This window comes from Streptomyces aureocirculatus (assembly GCF_000720475.1).
Taxonomy (GTDB): Bacteria; Actinomycetota; Actinomycetes; order Streptomycetales; family Streptomycetaceae; genus Streptomyces; species Streptomyces aureocirculatus.
Genome location: NZ_JOAP01000045.1, coordinates 12,744 through 28,316, shown reverse-complemented (window position 1 = coordinate 28,316; position 15,573 = coordinate 12,744). Strand labels below are relative to the sequence as shown.

Genomic DNA, 15,573 nt, shown 5'->3' with positions numbered 1-15,573 from the left:
GCGTGGCGTGCGTGGCGTGCGTGGCGTGCGTGGCGTGCGTGGCGTGCGTGGCGTGCGTGGCGTGCGTGGCGTGACGGTGCGGTGCGTGACGGTGCGGGGTGTACGTACAACGACGGGGTGGCCGGGGACATTCCTGCCGGTCGCACGGGGTCCCGGAGCGCGGGGCGCCGCTCAGTGCGGCAGGGTCGCCGGGCTGCCGCCGTTGGCCTCGTACCCCGCGACGGCCAGGGCGCGGTAGACCGCGTAGTCCGCCGCCGGGTCGCTCGACACGGTCCAGGGCAGGGCGCCCACATGGCCGTCGACGTGCACCAACTGGTGCATCGCCTCGCCCCAGCGCTCGCAGCGGACCAGGAAGAACACCAGGAGGTGGCGGACGTGCGCCAGCATCGGGTCGCCCGCGCGGGCCGAGTGCACCGCGAACTGGGCGCCCTCGATCGCCTTCGTCACGACCTCGCTCTCGTAGAACCCGCGGACCAGATTGACCTCCGGCAGGTGCTCGTACACCGCGAACAGCGGGAGCGCGGAGAGCAGGGAGCCCTGCGGGGCACGGGTCGCGGCGGCCTCCGCGAAGGAGTACGCCTCCTCGCGGGTGCCGTGCCACTTCTCGCACCAGTAGTGCAGCGCCGCCAGGTGCGCCCCCATGTGCGCCGGGGCGCGGTCCAGGATCTTCAGCCAGAGCTGCTCGAACTCCGCGCGCGGATAGGCGAGGCCACGGGCGATGGACAGCTCCACGATGTACGGGATCGGGTCGCCGGGGGAGAGCAGGGCCGCCTGCGCGCAGGCCTCCTTGGCCTCCTCCAGGATGATCCGGAACTCGTCCGTACCGGGCGTGGAGGAGCGCCAGGCCTGCTGCACCAGGAACTCCGCGTGCACCGCGGCGCCGCCCGCGTCCTTCGGGGCCTCCGCCCGCCACACCCGCAGCCACTGCCCTCCGGGGGTGTCGCCCGCCCGCCACCCGACCGCCGCCCCTGGCCGAAGCGCTTCGCGCTGCCCCTCCTGTTGGCCGGGCCGCCGCGCCAGCTCCAAGGACGCGGCACCCGCGAAGGCCTGCACGCGCTGCCAGCGCTGCTCCCCGTGCACCTCCGTACCGGCAAGGAGCTGGGACGCGGCACGCCAGTCCTGCGTACGCTGCACCAGGTCGAGGACCTCCAGGAGGTCGGCGTCCGGGCCCGGCATGCGGATGTCCAGCTCCTCCTGGAGCGCGAAGCCGTAGTTCGCCGGGTCCGCCGCGTCCGGGGAGCTCGGGTGGACCTGACGGATCCCGCCGCGCCTGCGCAGCAGATAGGGGCCGAGGACCGCGCCGATCATGACCAGGGCCATCAGGACCCAGAGAATCTCCATACGTACAAGCGAACCAGAAGCCTGTGACAATTGGCCAACCTGGCCGCGCCCCTGGCCGAACCGCTCCGCGCCGAGCCCGCGGGCCCCCACCCGCCCGGCCCCGGGCGCCGCGCCGCATTACGCTCAGGCCGCATGAGTGACTCGCACAGCAGCCAGAACTTCGAGACCGTCGCCATCCACGCGGGCAACACCGCCGACCCGCTGACCGGCGCCGTCGTCCCGCCCATCTACCAGGTGTCCACGTACAAGCAGGACGGAGTCGGCGGACTGCGCGGCGGCTACGAATACAGCCGCAGCGCCAACCCGACGCGCACCGCCCTGGAGGAGAACCTCGCGGCCCTCGAAGGCGGCCGCCGCGGCCTCGCCTTCGCCTCCGGCCTCGCCGCCGAGGACTGCCTGCTGCGTACGCTGCTCGGGCCCGGTGACCACGTGGTCATCCCCAACGACGCGTACGGCGGCACGTTCCGTCTGTTCGCCAAGGTCGTCTCGCGGTGGGGCGTGGAGTGGTCCGTCGCCGACACCTCCGACCCGGCCGCGGTGCGCGCCGCGATCACGCCGCGCACCAAGGCGGTGTGGGTGGAGACCCCGTCCAACCCGCTCCTCGGCATCACCGACATCGAGGCCACGGCCCGGATCGCCCGCGAGGCCGGGGCGAAGCTCGTCGTGGACAACACCTTCGCGAGCCCCTACCTCCAGCAGCCGCTCGCCCTCGGCGCCGACGTGGTCGTGCACTCCATGACGAAGTACATGGGCGGGCACTCCGACGTCGTCGGCGGCGCGCTCGTCGTGAACGACGACGCGCTCGGCGAGGAGCTGGCCTTCCACCAGAACGCCATGGGCGCCGTGGCCGGGCCCTTCGACTCCTGGCTGGTTCTTCGGGGCATCAAGACCCTCGCCGTCCGCATGGACCGGCACAGCGAGAACGCCGAGCGCATCGTGGACATGCTCACGCAGCACGCGCGCGTGACGAAGGTCCTCTACCCCGGGCTCGCCTCGCACCCGGGCCACGAGGTCGCGGCCAAGCAGATGAAGGCCTTCGGCGGCATGGTGTCCTTCCAGGTCGAAGGCGGCGAGGAAGCGGCCGTCGAGGTCTGCGACCGCGCCCGCCTCTTCACCCTCGGTGAGTCCCTCGGCGGCGTCGAGTCCCTCATCGAGCACCCCGGCCGGATGACGCACGCCTCCACCGCGGGCTCCGCCCTGGAGGTCCCCGCCGACCTGGTGCGCCTCTCCGTAGGCATCGAGTCCGCCGACGACCTCCTTGCGGACCTGACGCAGGCGCTCGGCTAGGAGGCCGCGGGTTCGGCGGCGTATGCCCCGTTCCCGGCCGCTACCAGCGTGTGAGCGGTGGCGTGGTCCGGGACGGGGGCTCCGTCCACGGCCTCGCGTCCGCCGCCCAGACGGCGAAGGCGAGGACGGCGGCGAGCAGCAGCAGCCAGCCGGCGCGCCGCAGCACGGTGCGCCGCCGCAGCATGCCCGCGCCGCGGCGCACGGCGTCGGTGTGCAGATCGGGCGGTACGGGCGCGGGCCCGCCCGCGTCGAGCAGTTGCCGCACGGCCGCCTCACGGCGCTCCTGCTGACTCATGGAGAGGCCGCCTTCCCGAGCGCGGTGGGCGGCACCTGGGGCTGCGCCGCGGCGGGCGCGGGCCCGCGCGGCGGATGGAGCACCGCGGCGACGGCCCGCGCGGAAAGCGCCCGTACCCGTTCGACGGGCAGCCCGAGCAGCGCGGCCGTCTGCTCCTCGGCCACGCCCTCGTAGAGCCGCAGGACGAGCACGAGCCGCTCCTGTGGGGAGAGCCGGTCGAGCAGGCCCCCGTGCGCGCGGGGCCGCCGCCAGGCACCGCGGGCGAAACGGACGACCAGGGCGGTACGGGTGCGGTCGTAGGGATCTTCGCCGCGGAGCCGGTCCCAGGAGGCATAGGTGGCGGCGAGCGCCCCGGTGAGCAGGACCCGCGCGCGCGGGTTGGCATCGGGGCGCTCGCCGGTGAGCAGCGTGGCGGCATGCAGAAGGCGGCCTGCCGCGCCCGCGACGAACGCTTGGAACTCCCGGGCACGGCGGGCCTGTTGGGCGGCCTGCCGCTCTCGCACCGCGCCTCCCGCCGTTCGGCATCGGGGGACCCGGTTTCATCTGAGGCCAGGCACGGCGCCCAGGTCAAGAGCCCTGCGCGAGCGGAACGATCCGCTCGGGGCCCGGCCGCGGCAGTCGGCGAACCGCGGCCGGTGGCTCAGGAGTCGGCCGGAGCGACGGTGTCCGGTAGTGCCTGCGATGACTGTCGCGCCGAGAGCGCCGTGTTGAAGCGGGTGAGCAGGGTCGTGAAGCTCTCCCGTTCCTCCGGAGCCCAGTCCTGGGTGAGCTCCGCCATCAGTTCGCGCCGCGAGGAGCGGACCTCGTCGAGGCGGGCCTGCCCGCGCGGCGACAACTGGAGGACGACCGCGCGGCCGTCCTCGGGGTGCGATGTGCGCTTGACCAGGCCGGTGTCGACCAGCGGTGCGACCTGGCGGGTCACGGTCGAGGAGTCGATGCCCATGCTTGCCGCTAGCGCTTTGACGCCCATGGGCCCTTCCTTGTCGAGGCGGTTGAGCAGCAGGTACGCGGCGCGATCCATGGAGTTGCGGACCTGTCCGACGCCGCCGAGGCGGGTTTGCTCCGCGCGCCGCGCGAACACCGCGACCTGGTGCTGGAGCGTGTCGAGGAGGCCGGGATCGCTGGCGGTCGTCATGTCCGGAGTTGTGGGCATGGCCGGGGGCTCACTTCATGTGAAGAGTGGTGGATTGGGGGACAGGGTACGCGGCCCCGGCGCTACCCGTACCGGCGCTGCGCAAACCCGTCTCGCGGCTTGGTCACACGGAGAGGAGGCGGGCGTGAACTGCGAGACTGCAGTCATGAGCTACCGCACCACTCGCTCCTTTCCGTCGGTGACGCTCGACGACGTGCGCGGCGCACAGAAGATGCTCGTCGGCGTCTCCCGGGTCACCGCCATGGAAGGCAGCCGGCACCTCTCGCGGCTCGTCGGTGCCCCGGTGCACCTGAAGTGCGAGAACCTCCAGCGGACCGGATCCTTCAAGCTGCGCGGCGCCTATGTGCGGATCTCCGGGCTGCTGCCCGAGGAGCGCGCCGCCGGCGTCGTCGCGGCCAGCGCGGGCAACCACGCCCAGGGCGTGGCCCTCGCGTCCTCGCTGCTCGGCGTGCGCTCGACGGTGTTCATGCCGGTCGGCGCCCCGCTGCCGAAGGTCGCGGCGACCCGGGAGTACGGCGCGGAGGTCCGCCTGCGCGGCCAGGTCGTCGACGAGACGCTGGCCGCGGCGCAGGACTACGCCAGGGAGACCGGCGCGGTCTTCATCCACCCCTTCGACCACCCGGACGTCGTCGCCGGGCAGGGCACCGTCGGCCTGGAGATCCTGGAGCAGTGCCCGGAGGTGCGCACCGTCGTCGTCGGCGTGGGCGGTGGCGGGCTCGCCGCGGGCATCGCCGTGGCCGTGAAGGCGGTGCGCCCGGACGTGCGGCTTGTCGGTGTGCAGGCCGCGGGCTCCGCCGCGTACCCGCCCTCGCTCGCCGCGGGGCGGCCGGTGTCCGTCGACAATCCGGTGACCATGGCGGACGGCATCAAGGTGGGGCGGCCCGGGGACGTGCCGTTCCGCATCGTCGAGGAACTCGTGGACGAGATCGTCACCGTCTCCGAGGACGAGCTGTCCAGTGCCTTGCTGCTCTGTCTGGAGCGGGCGAAGATGGTCGTCGAACCCGCGGGCGCGAGCCCGGTCGCCGCGCTCCTGAGCGACCCGGGCGCCTTCGCGGGCGGCCCCGTCGTCGCGCTGCTCTCCGGCGGCAATGTGGACCCGCTCCTGATGCAGCGCACCCTGCGCCACGGCATGGCGGCGGCGGGCCGCTATCTGTCGCTGCGGCTGCGCCTGACGGACCGCCCTGGCGCGCTTGCCACGCTGCTCGGCGTGCTGTCGGAGGTGGACGCCAACGTCCTGGACGTACGCCATGTACGCACCGACCCCCGGCTCGGCCTCACCGAGGCGGAGGTGGAGCTCCAACTGGAGACGAAGGGCCCGGAACACTGCGCCGAGGTCGGCGGGGCGTTGCGGGCGGCGGGGTACCTGGTCATCGGCTGAGGGGACGGCCGGTCGTCGGGTGAGGGCGGTCGTCGGGTGAGGGGACGCCCGGCCGTGGGTGAGGGCGGTCGTCGGGTGAGGGGACCGCCTTCCGGGGGCGTGCGGGGGTGCCGCGTGCGCCGCGTGTGGACGTGCGTGCACCGAGGGGACATACGGACTTCGCCGTTCCCGTTGAACAGACGCGATGTATCGCGTTAGTGTCCTGGCATGCCGACGCCAGGAAAAGCGTTGGGCAAGCAGGACCCGACAAACCTAAACTTTTTGCCAGGTAGCCCCCTGACGCATTCGCCAGGTTCCACCCACACCATGGGAGACCCACATGCCAGGCGCCATCTACGCCGAAGGTCTGGTGAAGACCTTCGGTGACGTAAGGGCTCTGGACGGCGTCGATCTCGATGTCCCGGAAGGCACCGTCCTCGGCCTGCTCGGGCCGAACGGCGCCGGAAAGACCACCGCGGTCCGCTGTCTGACGACGCTGCTCACGCCCGACAGCGGCAGGGCGACCGTCGCCGGGATCGACGTCCTGAAGCATCCGAACGAAGTCCGGCGCTCCATCGGCCTCTCCGGACAGTTCGCCGCTGTGGACGAATATCTGACGGGCCGTGAGAACCTCCAGATGGTCGGCCAGCTCTATCAGATGAAGGCCAAGGAGGCCAAGGCGCGGGCCGGTGAGCTGCTCGACCGTTTCCACCTCGCCGACGCCGCCGACCGCCCCTCCAAGACCTACTCCGGCGGTATGCGCCGCCGCCTCGACCTCGCCGCCGCCCTAGTCGTGTCGCCCCCCGTGATGTTCATGGACGAGCCGACGACAGGCCTCGACCCGCGCAACCGCCAGGGCCTGTGGGAGGTCATCCAGGAACTCGTCGCGGGCGGCACGACCCTGCTCCTGACCACGCAGTATCTGGAAGAAGCCGACCACTTGGCGCACGACATCTGCGTCGTCGACCACGGCCGCGTCATCGCCCGGGGCACCTCGGACCAGCTCAAGGCGCGGACCGGCGGCGAGCGCGTCGAGGTCGTGGTGCACGACCGCGAGCGCATCGCCACCGCCTCCGAGGTGCTTCGCGGCTTCGGCAAGGGCGAGGTCGCCGTCGCCGAGCACACCCGCAAGCTGACCGTCCCCGTCACCGGCGGCGCCAAGCTGCTCGCCGAGGTCATCCGCGAGCTGGACGCCCGCGGCATCGAGATCGACGACATCGGGCTGCGCCGCCCCACCCTCGACGACGTCTTCATCTCCCTCACCGGCCACGCGGCGGAGTTGGCGGACGAGGGCAACGGCGCGGACACCGAAGCCGACACCGAGCTCAGGCCCGGGCACGGCGCCCGGTCGCAGCACAGTCCCGCCGCGGGGTCGCGGCGCAGTCCCGGCGCCGAGTCGCAGCGCAGTCCCGGCGCCGAGCCGCAGCGCAAGAAGGAGGCCGACAAGTGAGTACCGCCACCGACACCGCGCTCAAGGCAGGGCCCAGGCCCGCCGGCGGCATCCGCCAGTCCGTCAGGGACTCCCTGGTCGTCGCCAAGCGGAATCTGATCCGCATGATCCGGATCCCCGAGGTGGTCCTCTTCGGACTCATCCAGCCCGTGATGTTCGTGATCCTCTTCACGTACGTCTTCGGTGGGTCCATCCAGGTCGGCGGCTCGATCTCGTCGCAGGACTACCGCAACTTCCTGATGGCGGGCATCTTCGCGCAGACCGTCACCTTCGCCACGGCCGGTGCGGGCGCGGGCATCGCCGACGACATGCACAAGGGCCTGATCGACCGGTTCCGTTCGCTGCCCATGGCACGCGGCGCCGTCCTCACCGGCCGCACCATCGCCGACCTGGCGCAGACCGCGCTGACCCTGATAGTCCTCGCGGGCGTCGCCCTGCTCCTCGGCTGGCGCACGCACGAGAACTTCGGCAAGATCCTCGCGGGCTTCGGCCTGCTGCTCCTGCTCGGGTACGCCTTCTCGTGGATCGGCGCCCTGATCGGCCTGTCGGTCCGCACGCCGGAGGCCGCGACCTCGGGCGGACTGATCTGGCTGTTCCCCCTCACGTTCATCTCGAACGCCTTCGTGGACTCCAACAAACTGCCGACGTTCTTCCGGCACATCGCCGAGTGGAACCCGTTCAGCACCACGGTCCAGGCCTGCCGCGAACTGTTCGGCAACCTCCCGCCCGGCTTCCAGACCCCCGACGCCTGGCCCATGCGGCATCCGGTGCTCGCCTCGGTGATCTGGTCCGTGGTGATCCTGCTGATCTTCCGCACGCTGGCGGTCCGCAAGTACCGCTCGGCAGCGGCCTGACGACGCCCCCGCCTCAGCGTCACCCTGCCAAGAAGCCCTCCGCCTGCCGTGGAGGGCTTCTTGCTGTCCCCGGGTGCTCTTCGACGCTGGCGCCACTACTGGTGGGATGAGTCGGCCTTCCGGCCCCGCTGATAAGGCGTATCACCTAGGCTTTGAGAGCTGTTTGACCATGACGGCATATAGCGGGGCATCGTCGAACGGCTTTGACTCGCTGAGCTTGCCGTAGCCCCACTCTTCGTACAGGGCGATCACACGGGGGTGTGCAGTGTCGACGAACAGCGTTGCATAGTCGGCGTTCTGAGTACCGAGAAGCGCGTCATGGAGTGCTACCGAGGCGCCGGTCTTCCTCCATCGTGGGTCCACCATCAACTCGGAGACGGCGAAAACTCTGGTCTCCGGCGTCAACCACGCAGGGTCTTGAACGCCGCGCCACCATCCTCCAGGACTGAAGGCGGCACCGTACGCGTACCCGACAGGATCGCCCTTCTCGAAGCCGATCACGCACGCCCAAGTCTCCTTTGCTGACCATGCGTCTACGAATTGCGCGAATCGGTCGCGAGAATGAAAGTCGTCGCGCTCCTCTGCATACGCGTCGTCGTGGATGTCGAGGAGCAGAGCCCTGATGTCCTTCGCGTCTTTGTGGCCGTAATGCTTCAGATCCATTGGCGAGACCTCTCGATCCAGTCGGTGACCTCAGGTGCCTTCGACCCTGAGTCCTTAAGAGTGCGGCGGACCTTCCCGAGCATGTCAGTGGTGCGCTTGGACCCAGAGCCCTGAGGTAGGATTTCGTAGGCCTTAAGCCCCGTGAAGCACGCCAACTCCAACTCTCCCTGACGAGCCTGCGAGAGCGCCAGGTGAGTAGTGTAGAGTGCGCGATTTCGAATCATCTCAGGGCGGATCGAACTCAGGGTTTTATGGAATAGAGCCTCCGCGCGATCGTATTGGCCTAGAGCGAACCAGATGCTAGCGCCGAGGCCGCAGACTTCACTCTGATCGTAGAAGGTGATCCACTCCGGCCGGTCCGCTTCTGTGGCGCGACTAAAGGAGTTCTCGGCGGCACTGAGGGCGCGGATACAGCTACTGGGATGGTTCATCCTCGCCAAGGATCGAGCATTCCGCATGTGACTCAATGATGCATACAGAGGATCTCGTCGTGCAATCGCCAGGGATTTCATCACATCTGCTGCGGCAGCTCCTTCCGCGAAGTCTTCACGCTGACATGCAGTCATGGCTAAGTGATTCCAGACATGATATTGCGTTTCGCTGTCTCCGGATAGGCCAGCGAACGTCACGGCTTTCTCAAGATGCGTGCGAGCCCGCCTGTGGGATTTTGCGTCGATGGCAGCGAACGCGGCCGAGCTGCTCACATCCGAGGCGAGGCGATGCAGCCGCTTGCGGACACCGCTCGATGTGGCGCCGAGAGACAGGGACGAACGGATACGGAGAGCTAGTTCCGTTGCGTGCGTCTCAACGCCTTGGAGACCTCCGAAACGCCAGTCATCTTCGAGGATCCGAACGTACTCATCGTGGAACCGGTAGACGTCACTGAGGCCGAGCCGCTTGCTGGAAGGCGCAGCGATCGCCAGAGATGTGACGCCCGCGGCGGTAAGAAACTTACGGCGGTGCACGTCGTCCTCCGGTCGGCCCGATCTCTGCTTGCCTCTTACAACGAAACCTAGGTCTGCTGCCGTCGCCTGCAGAACCCTCTCGATGCAAAGCCTGATCCGGTCCTGCGGCCACCTGGTATCGGCCCGTAACCAACGCCGGACATCTGAGTCAGTGACTCGGCCCAATGAGCCTGTCAGTTTCTCCAGCTCGGTGTTGACGAGCCTCGCCAACTCGGCTTGTCCGATGGCGAGTTGCCTCATGCGCGCCTCTAGTGCGGCGTTTGCGTACACAGTCTGACGGTAGCGACCCGCCACCACTCAGTGACATCCCACAGGTAAAAATCACCGGGGGAATGCGATGAGCCGCCCCCGAAACCACCTGTCCCACAAGCGCCGACACCCCTTGACTGGTTGCCAGAAGACCTCTCCCCCTAAGGCGGTCGAGAACATGCAGCCGGGAGCGCGTGTCAACGGCGATGGTCAGAGAATTCAGCGGAGAGACGGTACGACGATGCCCATTCGGGACGTACGTGCCCTCGACCCAAACGAGTTGGTGATGTGGCGCCCGCCTGGCGGGTTCGTCGACACTGCACATGCCGACCTGGACACCGTTGCTGACGCGCTCGGGGGGCTGTTGTGATGCCGGAGCTGCACGAGACGGTGTACGACGCGAAAGCCAAGCGGTCCGGTGAGGTCATGGACACCGCATGGGGGACAGTCCAACTGCGTCCGCTCGGCGGCGGTACGGAGTGGGACGCAGACCCCCAGGACTTGTCTCCCACGGTTTCGCCCGAGCGGCTTGCTTCGGACCTCTCCGCCGTCCTGGAGGAGGCGGACCGGTGATACTGCTGGCACTCCGACGCGTCCTTGCAGCCCTTCGGTCCAACGCACGTCGAGGGCCGGGAGATCACTCAGCCGCCCACCTCGCCGGGCAACCGCTGGCAGAGAGCCCGTGGGCGCCAGCCGTGGAAGGGTCCGAGCAGCACAGAGGTCGGGGCCTTGGTGCAGCTAATCACGACCGACACCACCATGCCCATCGCCCGCCCGCCTCGCTCAGAGACTTCCAAGGACTAGGAAATGATCGGCCTTGAGTTGCCTACCCCCGACTATTTCGACACTGAGGAGCGGAGTGAACTGTCTGAAGCGGGGCGCGAGCTGGTGGCCGTCCTCGAATCCCTGGGAATCACAGAGCTGGATGACATGAGCATCGTTGAGCCGTGCCGGCACGCGCTATGCCGGGACACAGTTCTGAACCTCGGCAACCTGAGAGTCGATGCGGTTCGTGATCTCGTCGCGAAGCTCAAAGCACTCGCTCCTACAGATCCCCAATGACCCCTGGTCCGTCTGTTGCGGCACGGACGCGGTACGGCTCAGCAGCCTCTCCGTGCCATGGAGGCTGCTGAACCAGCAACAGGTACCGGGTGGCGTTCACAAGGCGCGAAGCCACCCGGGGCCGGGATGTACGAGACCTGCCCGGCCTGCGGGGGGCCGCTCTTCCGGCCCAGAGCGATAACAACGGCCGGGCATCCCGCTCGCACCCGTACGGGACGGCAGGAGCGAGCACAGCCCCGGCCGGAGTGGTAACTACTCTCTCCGACCCGACCCGGGCCCCAAGGTCCCCGCCCTCAGGCGGGCTGCAAGAAGCATCGGCTCAGTGCCGACGCCGGATGGACAGACGAGGCACCCTCAAATCAAAGGAGTGAACATGTCTGCGCCGACCGCGGAACAGCCCCTTTCGGAGGCCTTGAAACCTCCACGAATGCTGTGGCTGGACCTCACGCGCAAGTGCCAATTGGCTTGCGTGCACTGCTACAACGAATCGGGCCCCAATGGCGATCACGGGTCGATGGAGCGTGACGACTGGTTCCGGCTGATCAGAGAGGGTGCAGGGTTGGGCGTGCCTCATGTGCAACTCATCGGAGGCGAACCGATGATGCACCCCAACGGAATCGACATCGCTGACTTCGCCCTGAGCAAGGGCATGGGTGTCGAGGTGTACAGCAACCTCGTTCACGTCTCAGAGCCGTGGTGGGAGCAGTTGCGGCAGGAGAGGATGTCGCTGGCGACCTCGTACTACTCGGACCAGGCAGCCGAACACGACGCCATCACCGGCCGCCGAAGTCACCAGCGCACCCGGCAGAACATCATCAAGGCGCTTGCCCAAGGCACACCTTTACGGGTGGGAATCGTCGCCATGGACGACGCCAAGGACACTGAGGCGACTCGCCGTGATCTCGAAACCCTGGGCGTGACGAACATCGGCGTCGACCACGTCAGGCTGTTCGGACGTGGAGCGTCCTCAGGCCAAGCCCCGGACCCGGCAGGGCTCTGCGGGCGTTGCGGGGACGGAGTGGCGTCCGTAGGGCCGAACGGAGAAGTCTCTCCGTGTGTTCTCTCGACCTGGCTCCCCACTGGCAACGTCCGGGCGGGGTCGCTGTCCTCTATCCTGAGCGGCCCCGCGATGAACGAGGCGACCGCTCTCATCCGGAAGGCGCACGGGAATGAGGTCAGCGCTTGCCGTCCTGATTGTGTTCCGAACAATCCGTGTGACCCTCGATGCGAACCGAACGCCGCTTGCAAGCCGGGGAGTCCGGGCACTGGATGCCCCCCAAGGAACTGATCCGCCCTAGGAGGACAGGCGTGGATGATCTGCCAGACCCCCACTTTCGGGAACTGATCCACCCATACACCGGCGACGTCACCCGAGTGAGGCGTCCGGCCAGCGGATTCAGCTCTGACTACGCTGCTATCATCCACGCCGAACACGGGCAGTTCTTCGTCAAGGGCATGTTCAACGATCCCGGGGCACGGCTGGAGTCTCTCACCAAGGAGAGGGACATTTCCCCCTTTGTTCAGTCGGTAGCACCGCAACTGCTGTGGAGTGTCGACGGCGAGGGCTGGGTGGTCCTCGGATTCGAGGTCGTCGACGGCCGCATGTCAGTCTTCGATCCAGGTACTACAGATCTCCCCGAGGTTGTCGACGCCTTGAATCGCATCGCGGAGATTCCTGTACCGGCCGTTGCGCAGGGATGGATCGAAGAACGCTGGGACAGCTTCGTCGACAATGAGTCGGAAGCTGAACTCTTCCGCGGTACGACTCTGCTGCACACGGATATCAACCCAAGCAACATCATGATCGGGTCTGATCGAACATGGGTCATTGATTGGTCTTGGCCGACCCGAGGAGCGGGCTTCATCGACCCCGCCACCCTCGTCGTCCAGCTCATCTCCGCTGGGCACACCCCGGCCTCCGCGGAATCCTGGGCCGTGCGGTGTAGTGCCTGGGAAACCGCAGACCCGAAGGCGATCGATGCCTTCGCCAGGGCCACCTGGCGTATGTACCGGAAGTGGGCTCTCAACTTCCCGGAAGAGTGGCGGCGAGCCATGGAGGACGCAGCGCGATCGTGGGTCGGCTATCGACTCAACGGCGCCTGAACCTTGGGACTCCGGGGCCCGGCAGGCACCGGCACCCGGCGGTCACCGGCAAGTCGCGGTATTCGGTGGGCGGACGCCGCGGGGGGTGGGCCCCCGCCCGGCCGAGGAGCCCCGCCGCCCGGTGAGCCCCGCCTGCCAGGCGACCCGTGCCGCCTGCAACCGGCCCCGGATGCCGAGCTTGCCGCAGATGCTGCCCAGGTGGTCCTTGGCGGTGTCGGAGCTGATGGTGAGGGCCGCGGCGATCTGCGGGTTCGAAAGGCCCTCGCCGACCAGTTCGAGCACCTCCAGCTCGCGGGTGGACAGGGTGGCGATGAGGGTGCGCGCCTCGTCCCGCGCCGCCGGGGCACAGCCGGGGCACGTACAGGCGCCGACGACCACGCCGACCAGCTCCGGGCCGAGCACCGGCCCGCCCGCGGCCGCCGCGCCGACCGCCCACGGCAGATGGGCGGCGGCCGTGGCCCTGTGCAGGACGCCCGCCGGGCGGCAGGACAGGATCCGGCGCAGCCCGCCGCAGGTGAACCGGTGGGCGAGCAGCACCACGGCCACCGGGGTGGACACGGCGGCTACCCGGTGCAGGGCGGTGAGCGCCGAGTCCTCGTCGTGCTGGCCGACCACGAGCACCCGCGGCCTGGCACGGCGCACGAGCGACAGCTCACCGCCCGGCTCGCCCTCGCCGGCGACGAGATGGCGCCCCTCCGCCTCCAGGGCGGCACGCAGCTCCGCCCGTTCCGGCCCGCCCCGCGCGATGACACCGACCGATATCAAAGCTGTCCCCCGTGTCTCACTGCTTCCCCGTGGTCATGCGGCGCACCTGTGGTCGACCACGGCAGTGACTCGTGATCAAGCTGCGCCCGCCCAAGATGGTGCGACGCGAAGGGTGAACGCCGGGCAGCATGAACGTGAACAGTGTGTCGGAGGTTGGCGGAAAAGATCCCCTGGGCGGGGGGTACTCCCCGGGATGCGTGGGGCTGGAAGCTACTTGTGCCGGGAACGGCCGGGCGGCGCGCCCCGGTCGGGGCCGGCGGACCGAGTACAGCCGAACGAGGGGAAGACCATGTCCAAGGTGCGGATGGGTGCGGCCGCGGCCGTGATGGCGGCGGGGATGCTCATGGGCGCGACGGCGCAGTCGTCGGCCGCGGCCCAGGAGCTGGAACTGGTCGCCAACCAGCCCAAGGCGCAGAACGGCAAGGTGTACGCCAGCGGGTTCTACGAGGGCTACAAGAAGGTCTGCGTCTCGCTGCTGCAGGAGAGCTTCGGGACCATCCCGCCGGTGGTGGCGGCGAGCAAGTGCCAGAACGTGTCCCCGAGCTCGCTCGGCAGCATCAGCGTCAGCATCAACTGCCCCCGCGAGGGCATCTTCCGGACCCTGATGTCGGGTACGAGGACCAACAACCGCAAGGACCTCAAGGACTCGGCCCCGCGCTTCGTGAAGTGCCGCTGATCACCGGGCGTACCGCCGGGCACAGCACCGGCCGTACCACCGGGCACAGCACCGGCCGTACCACCGGGCGCTAGCGGCCGAGCCGCTACGCACAAGACCCCCGGCGCCACGGGCGCCGGGGGTCTTCGGGCTCAGCCCTGGTACGGCTTGGCCTGAAGGATCTTCACGGAGGCGAGCTTGCCGTTCGGCAGCTCGTACTGCGCGTTCTCGCCGATCGTCTTGCCGTTGACGCCCGTGCCGAGCGGCGACTGCGGCGAGTACGTCTCGATGTCGGAGCTGGCGTACTCCCGGGAGGCGAGCAGGAAGGTCACCGTGTCGTCGGGGTCGCCGTCGAAGGCGATGGTGACGACCATGCCGGGGGCGACCACACCGTCCGCCGCGGGAGCCTCACCGACCTTCGCGTGCTCCAGGAGCTGGGTCAACTGACGGACACGGAGCTCCTGCTTGCCCTGCTCCTCCTTGGCCGCGTGGTACCCGCCGTTCTCGCGCAGGTCGCCCTCCTCGCGCGCCGCCGCGATCTTGGCTGCGATCTCGGTGCGCGCAGGACCAGACAGGTACTCCAGCTCGGCCTTGAGCTGGTTGTACGCCTCCTGGGTCAGCCAGGTGACGTTGTCGCTGGTCTGGGTCACAGGTGCTCCTCGTAGGTACTGGGAATACAAAGCATCGCCCTACCCAGAAGGATGTTCCCTCACGGGTGGGCGAAACCACGAGCCTAACAATTCCGCTGCCGAAGGGGGAGGACATAAGCCGTCAGAATTACGTCGCCGCAGGTGAAAGCAGGGGTGCCGGGAGTGACTGGGGCGTGTCGCGCGCCCTGCTCAGCCCTGGCGGCATCGCATCCGCTCAGCCCCGGCGGCAGCCCCGCGCTCAGTCCTTGTGGCAGCTCACCAGCTCGACGCTGGTGGCGCGCGCCATCGTCCGCAGCGTGACGACCTTGTCGATGCGTCCCTTGTCCTGGTCGAAGCGGAAGTCCGCGCGGCCGACCTCGGAGCCGTCCTCGGCCTGGGAGCGGAGCGTGCAGTAACCGTTCGCGTCCGCCTTCTTGTGCACCTCCAGGTGCACTTCGACGGCCTTGTCCGACACGATGTCGGACTTGATGATCTCGCCGCTGACCTTGGAACCGGCGATCGAGTCGTAGCCGAACCAGCCGACGATCCCGAGGGCGACGACACCCAGGACGGCACCGATGACCTTGAGCTTGCGGTCGGCGCGCTCGTCCGCCGAGCGGCCGTAACGGCCCTCGGGAAGCGCAGTGGCCGGGCCGCCGCCGTCACCAGTGGCGAGACCGCCGTCGCCGCCGCTCACCGCGGTCATGATCGTCCTCCTGCCGGAATTTTCCGCCCCCCGGTTCCG

General features: G+C 68.9%; 18 protein-coding genes. 9 read left to right on the top strand and 9 right to left on the bottom strand.

Features of this window, described 5'->3' with window-relative positions; translation table 11 throughout:
- Positions 1–171: 171 nt before the first annotated feature.
- The gene (locus IG78_RS0132255; protein ID WP_030569966.1) at positions 172–1,341 is read right to left on the bottom strand and encodes a hypothetical protein; all 1,170 of its coding nucleotides are present in this window, start codon (positions 1,339–1,341) and stop codon (positions 172–174) included.
- A gap of 132 nt (positions 1,342–1,473) precedes the next feature.
- Here IG78_RS0132255 and IG78_RS0132250 point away from each other — a divergent pair, with 132 nt between their 5' ends.
- A complete protein-coding gene (locus tag IG78_RS0132250) occupies positions 1,474–2,628 on the top strand; it encodes a cystathionine gamma-synthase (protein WP_030569963.1) in 1,155 nt (384 codons plus the stop codon).
- 40 nt (positions 2,629–2,668) lie between these two features.
- Here the strand turns inward: IG78_RS0132250 and IG78_RS0132245 are convergent, their stop codons facing one another.
- The 3 genes from IG78_RS0132245 to IG78_RS0132235 form a co-directional block, all read right to left on the bottom strand.
- The gene (locus tag IG78_RS0132245; RefSeq protein ID WP_030569960.1) at positions 2,669–2,923 is read right to left on the bottom strand and encodes a hypothetical protein; all 255 of its coding nucleotides are present in this window, start codon (positions 2,921–2,923) and stop codon (positions 2,669–2,671) included.
- Positions 2,920–3,426, bottom strand: coding sequence for a sigma factor-like helix-turn-helix DNA-binding protein (locus IG78_RS0132240; protein WP_030569955.1), 507 nt, complete (start codon positions 3,424–3,426; stop codon positions 2,920–2,922). The genes IG78_RS0132245 and IG78_RS0132240 overlap by 4 nt, the downstream gene beginning before the upstream one ends.
- Before the next feature lie 137 nt (positions 3,427–3,563).
- Positions 3,564–4,076 carry a MarR family winged helix-turn-helix transcriptional regulator gene (locus IG78_RS0132235; protein WP_030569953.1) on the bottom strand — a complete coding sequence of 171 codons (513 nt, stop codon included), beginning with the start codon at positions 4,074–4,076 and terminating at the stop codon, positions 3,564–3,566.
- 145 nt (positions 4,077–4,221) lie between these two features.
- On the opposite strand from IG78_RS0132235, the gene ilvA reads away from it, so the two are divergent.
- From ilvA to IG78_RS0132220, 3 genes are all read left to right on the top strand, one after another.
- Positions 4,222–5,454, top strand: coding sequence for a threonine ammonia-lyase (ilvA, locus tag IG78_RS0132230; RefSeq protein ID WP_030569950.1), 1,233 nt, complete (start codon positions 4,222–4,224; stop codon positions 5,452–5,454).
- A 319-nt stretch (positions 5,455–5,773) separates the two neighbouring features.
- Positions 5,774–6,883, top strand: a complete 1,110-nt coding sequence (locus IG78_RS0132225) for an ATP-binding cassette domain-containing protein (RefSeq protein ID WP_051853110.1) — start codon at positions 5,774–5,776, stop codon at positions 6,881–6,883.
- Positions 6,880–7,737, top strand: a complete 858-nt coding sequence (locus IG78_RS0132220; RefSeq protein WP_030569946.1) for an ABC transporter permease — start codon at positions 6,880–6,882, stop codon at positions 7,735–7,737. The genes IG78_RS0132225 and IG78_RS0132220 overlap by 4 nt, the downstream gene beginning before the upstream one ends.
- A 141-nt stretch (positions 7,738–7,878) precedes the next feature.
- On the opposite strand, the gene IG78_RS0132215 is transcribed toward IG78_RS0132220, so the two are convergent.
- Positions 7,879–8,400, bottom strand: a complete 522-nt coding sequence (locus tag IG78_RS0132215; protein WP_030569943.1) for a GNAT family N-acetyltransferase — start codon at positions 8,398–8,400, stop codon at positions 7,879–7,881.
- The gene (locus tag IG78_RS44415; RefSeq protein ID WP_488356435.1) at positions 8,391–9,605 is read right to left on the bottom strand and encodes an NsdA family TPR-like regulatory protein; all 1,215 of its coding nucleotides are present in this window, start codon (positions 9,603–9,605) and stop codon (positions 8,391–8,393) included. The genes IG78_RS0132215 and IG78_RS44415 overlap by 10 nt, the downstream gene beginning before the upstream one ends.
- A 378-nt stretch (positions 9,606–9,983) precedes the next feature.
- Between IG78_RS44415 and IG78_RS0132200 the strand changes: the two genes are divergently transcribed.
- The 4 genes from IG78_RS0132200 (at position 9,984) to IG78_RS0132190 (ending at position 12,779) form a co-directional block, all read left to right on the top strand.
- On the top strand, positions 9,984–10,187 hold the full coding sequence (locus IG78_RS0132200) for a hypothetical protein (RefSeq protein ID WP_030569937.1): 204 nt from the start codon (positions 9,984–9,986) through the stop codon (positions 10,185–10,187).
- A gap of 234 nt (positions 10,188–10,421) precedes the next feature.
- Positions 10,422–10,676 (top strand): hypothetical protein, encoded by a 255-nt coding sequence (locus tag IG78_RS0132195; protein ID WP_030569933.1) that lies wholly within the window; start codon positions 10,422–10,424, stop codon positions 10,674–10,676.
- A 373-nt stretch (positions 10,677–11,049) separates the two neighbouring features.
- A complete protein-coding gene (locus tag IG78_RS46580) occupies positions 11,050–11,964 on the top strand; it encodes a radical SAM protein (RefSeq protein WP_078965770.1) in 915 nt (304 codons plus the stop codon).
- A gap of 20 nt (positions 11,965–11,984) precedes the next feature.
- The gene (locus IG78_RS0132190) at positions 11,985–12,779 is read left to right on the top strand and encodes an aminoglycoside phosphotransferase family protein (protein ID WP_030569931.1); all 795 of its coding nucleotides are present in this window, start codon (positions 11,985–11,987) and stop codon (positions 12,777–12,779) included.
- A 42-nt stretch (positions 12,780–12,821) separates the two neighbouring features.
- Here IG78_RS0132190 and IG78_RS44410 read toward each other — a convergent pair whose 3' ends face one another.
- Positions 12,822–13,544 (bottom strand): helix-turn-helix transcriptional regulator, encoded by a 723-nt coding sequence (locus IG78_RS44410; RefSeq protein ID WP_051853108.1) that lies wholly within the window; start codon positions 13,542–13,544, stop codon positions 12,822–12,824.
- 289 nt (positions 13,545–13,833) lie between these two features.
- Between IG78_RS44410 and IG78_RS0132180 the strand changes: the two genes are divergently transcribed.
- The gene (locus tag IG78_RS0132180) at positions 13,834–14,220 is read left to right on the top strand and encodes a hypothetical protein (protein ID WP_030569925.1); all 387 of its coding nucleotides are present in this window, start codon (positions 13,834–13,836) and stop codon (positions 14,218–14,220) included.
- A 131-nt stretch (positions 14,221–14,351) separates the two neighbouring features.
- On the opposite strand, the gene greA is transcribed toward IG78_RS0132180, so the two are convergent.
- A complete protein-coding gene (gene greA / locus IG78_RS0132170; RefSeq protein ID WP_030569922.1) occupies positions 14,352–14,849 on the bottom strand; it encodes a transcription elongation factor GreA in 498 nt (165 codons plus the stop codon).
- A gap of 238 nt (positions 14,850–15,087) precedes the next feature.
- The gene (locus IG78_RS0132165; RefSeq protein WP_030569919.1) at positions 15,088–15,534 is read right to left on the bottom strand and encodes a DUF4307 domain-containing protein; all 447 of its coding nucleotides are present in this window, start codon (positions 15,532–15,534) and stop codon (positions 15,088–15,090) included.
- Between the last annotated feature and the right edge of the window lie 39 nt (positions 15,535–15,573).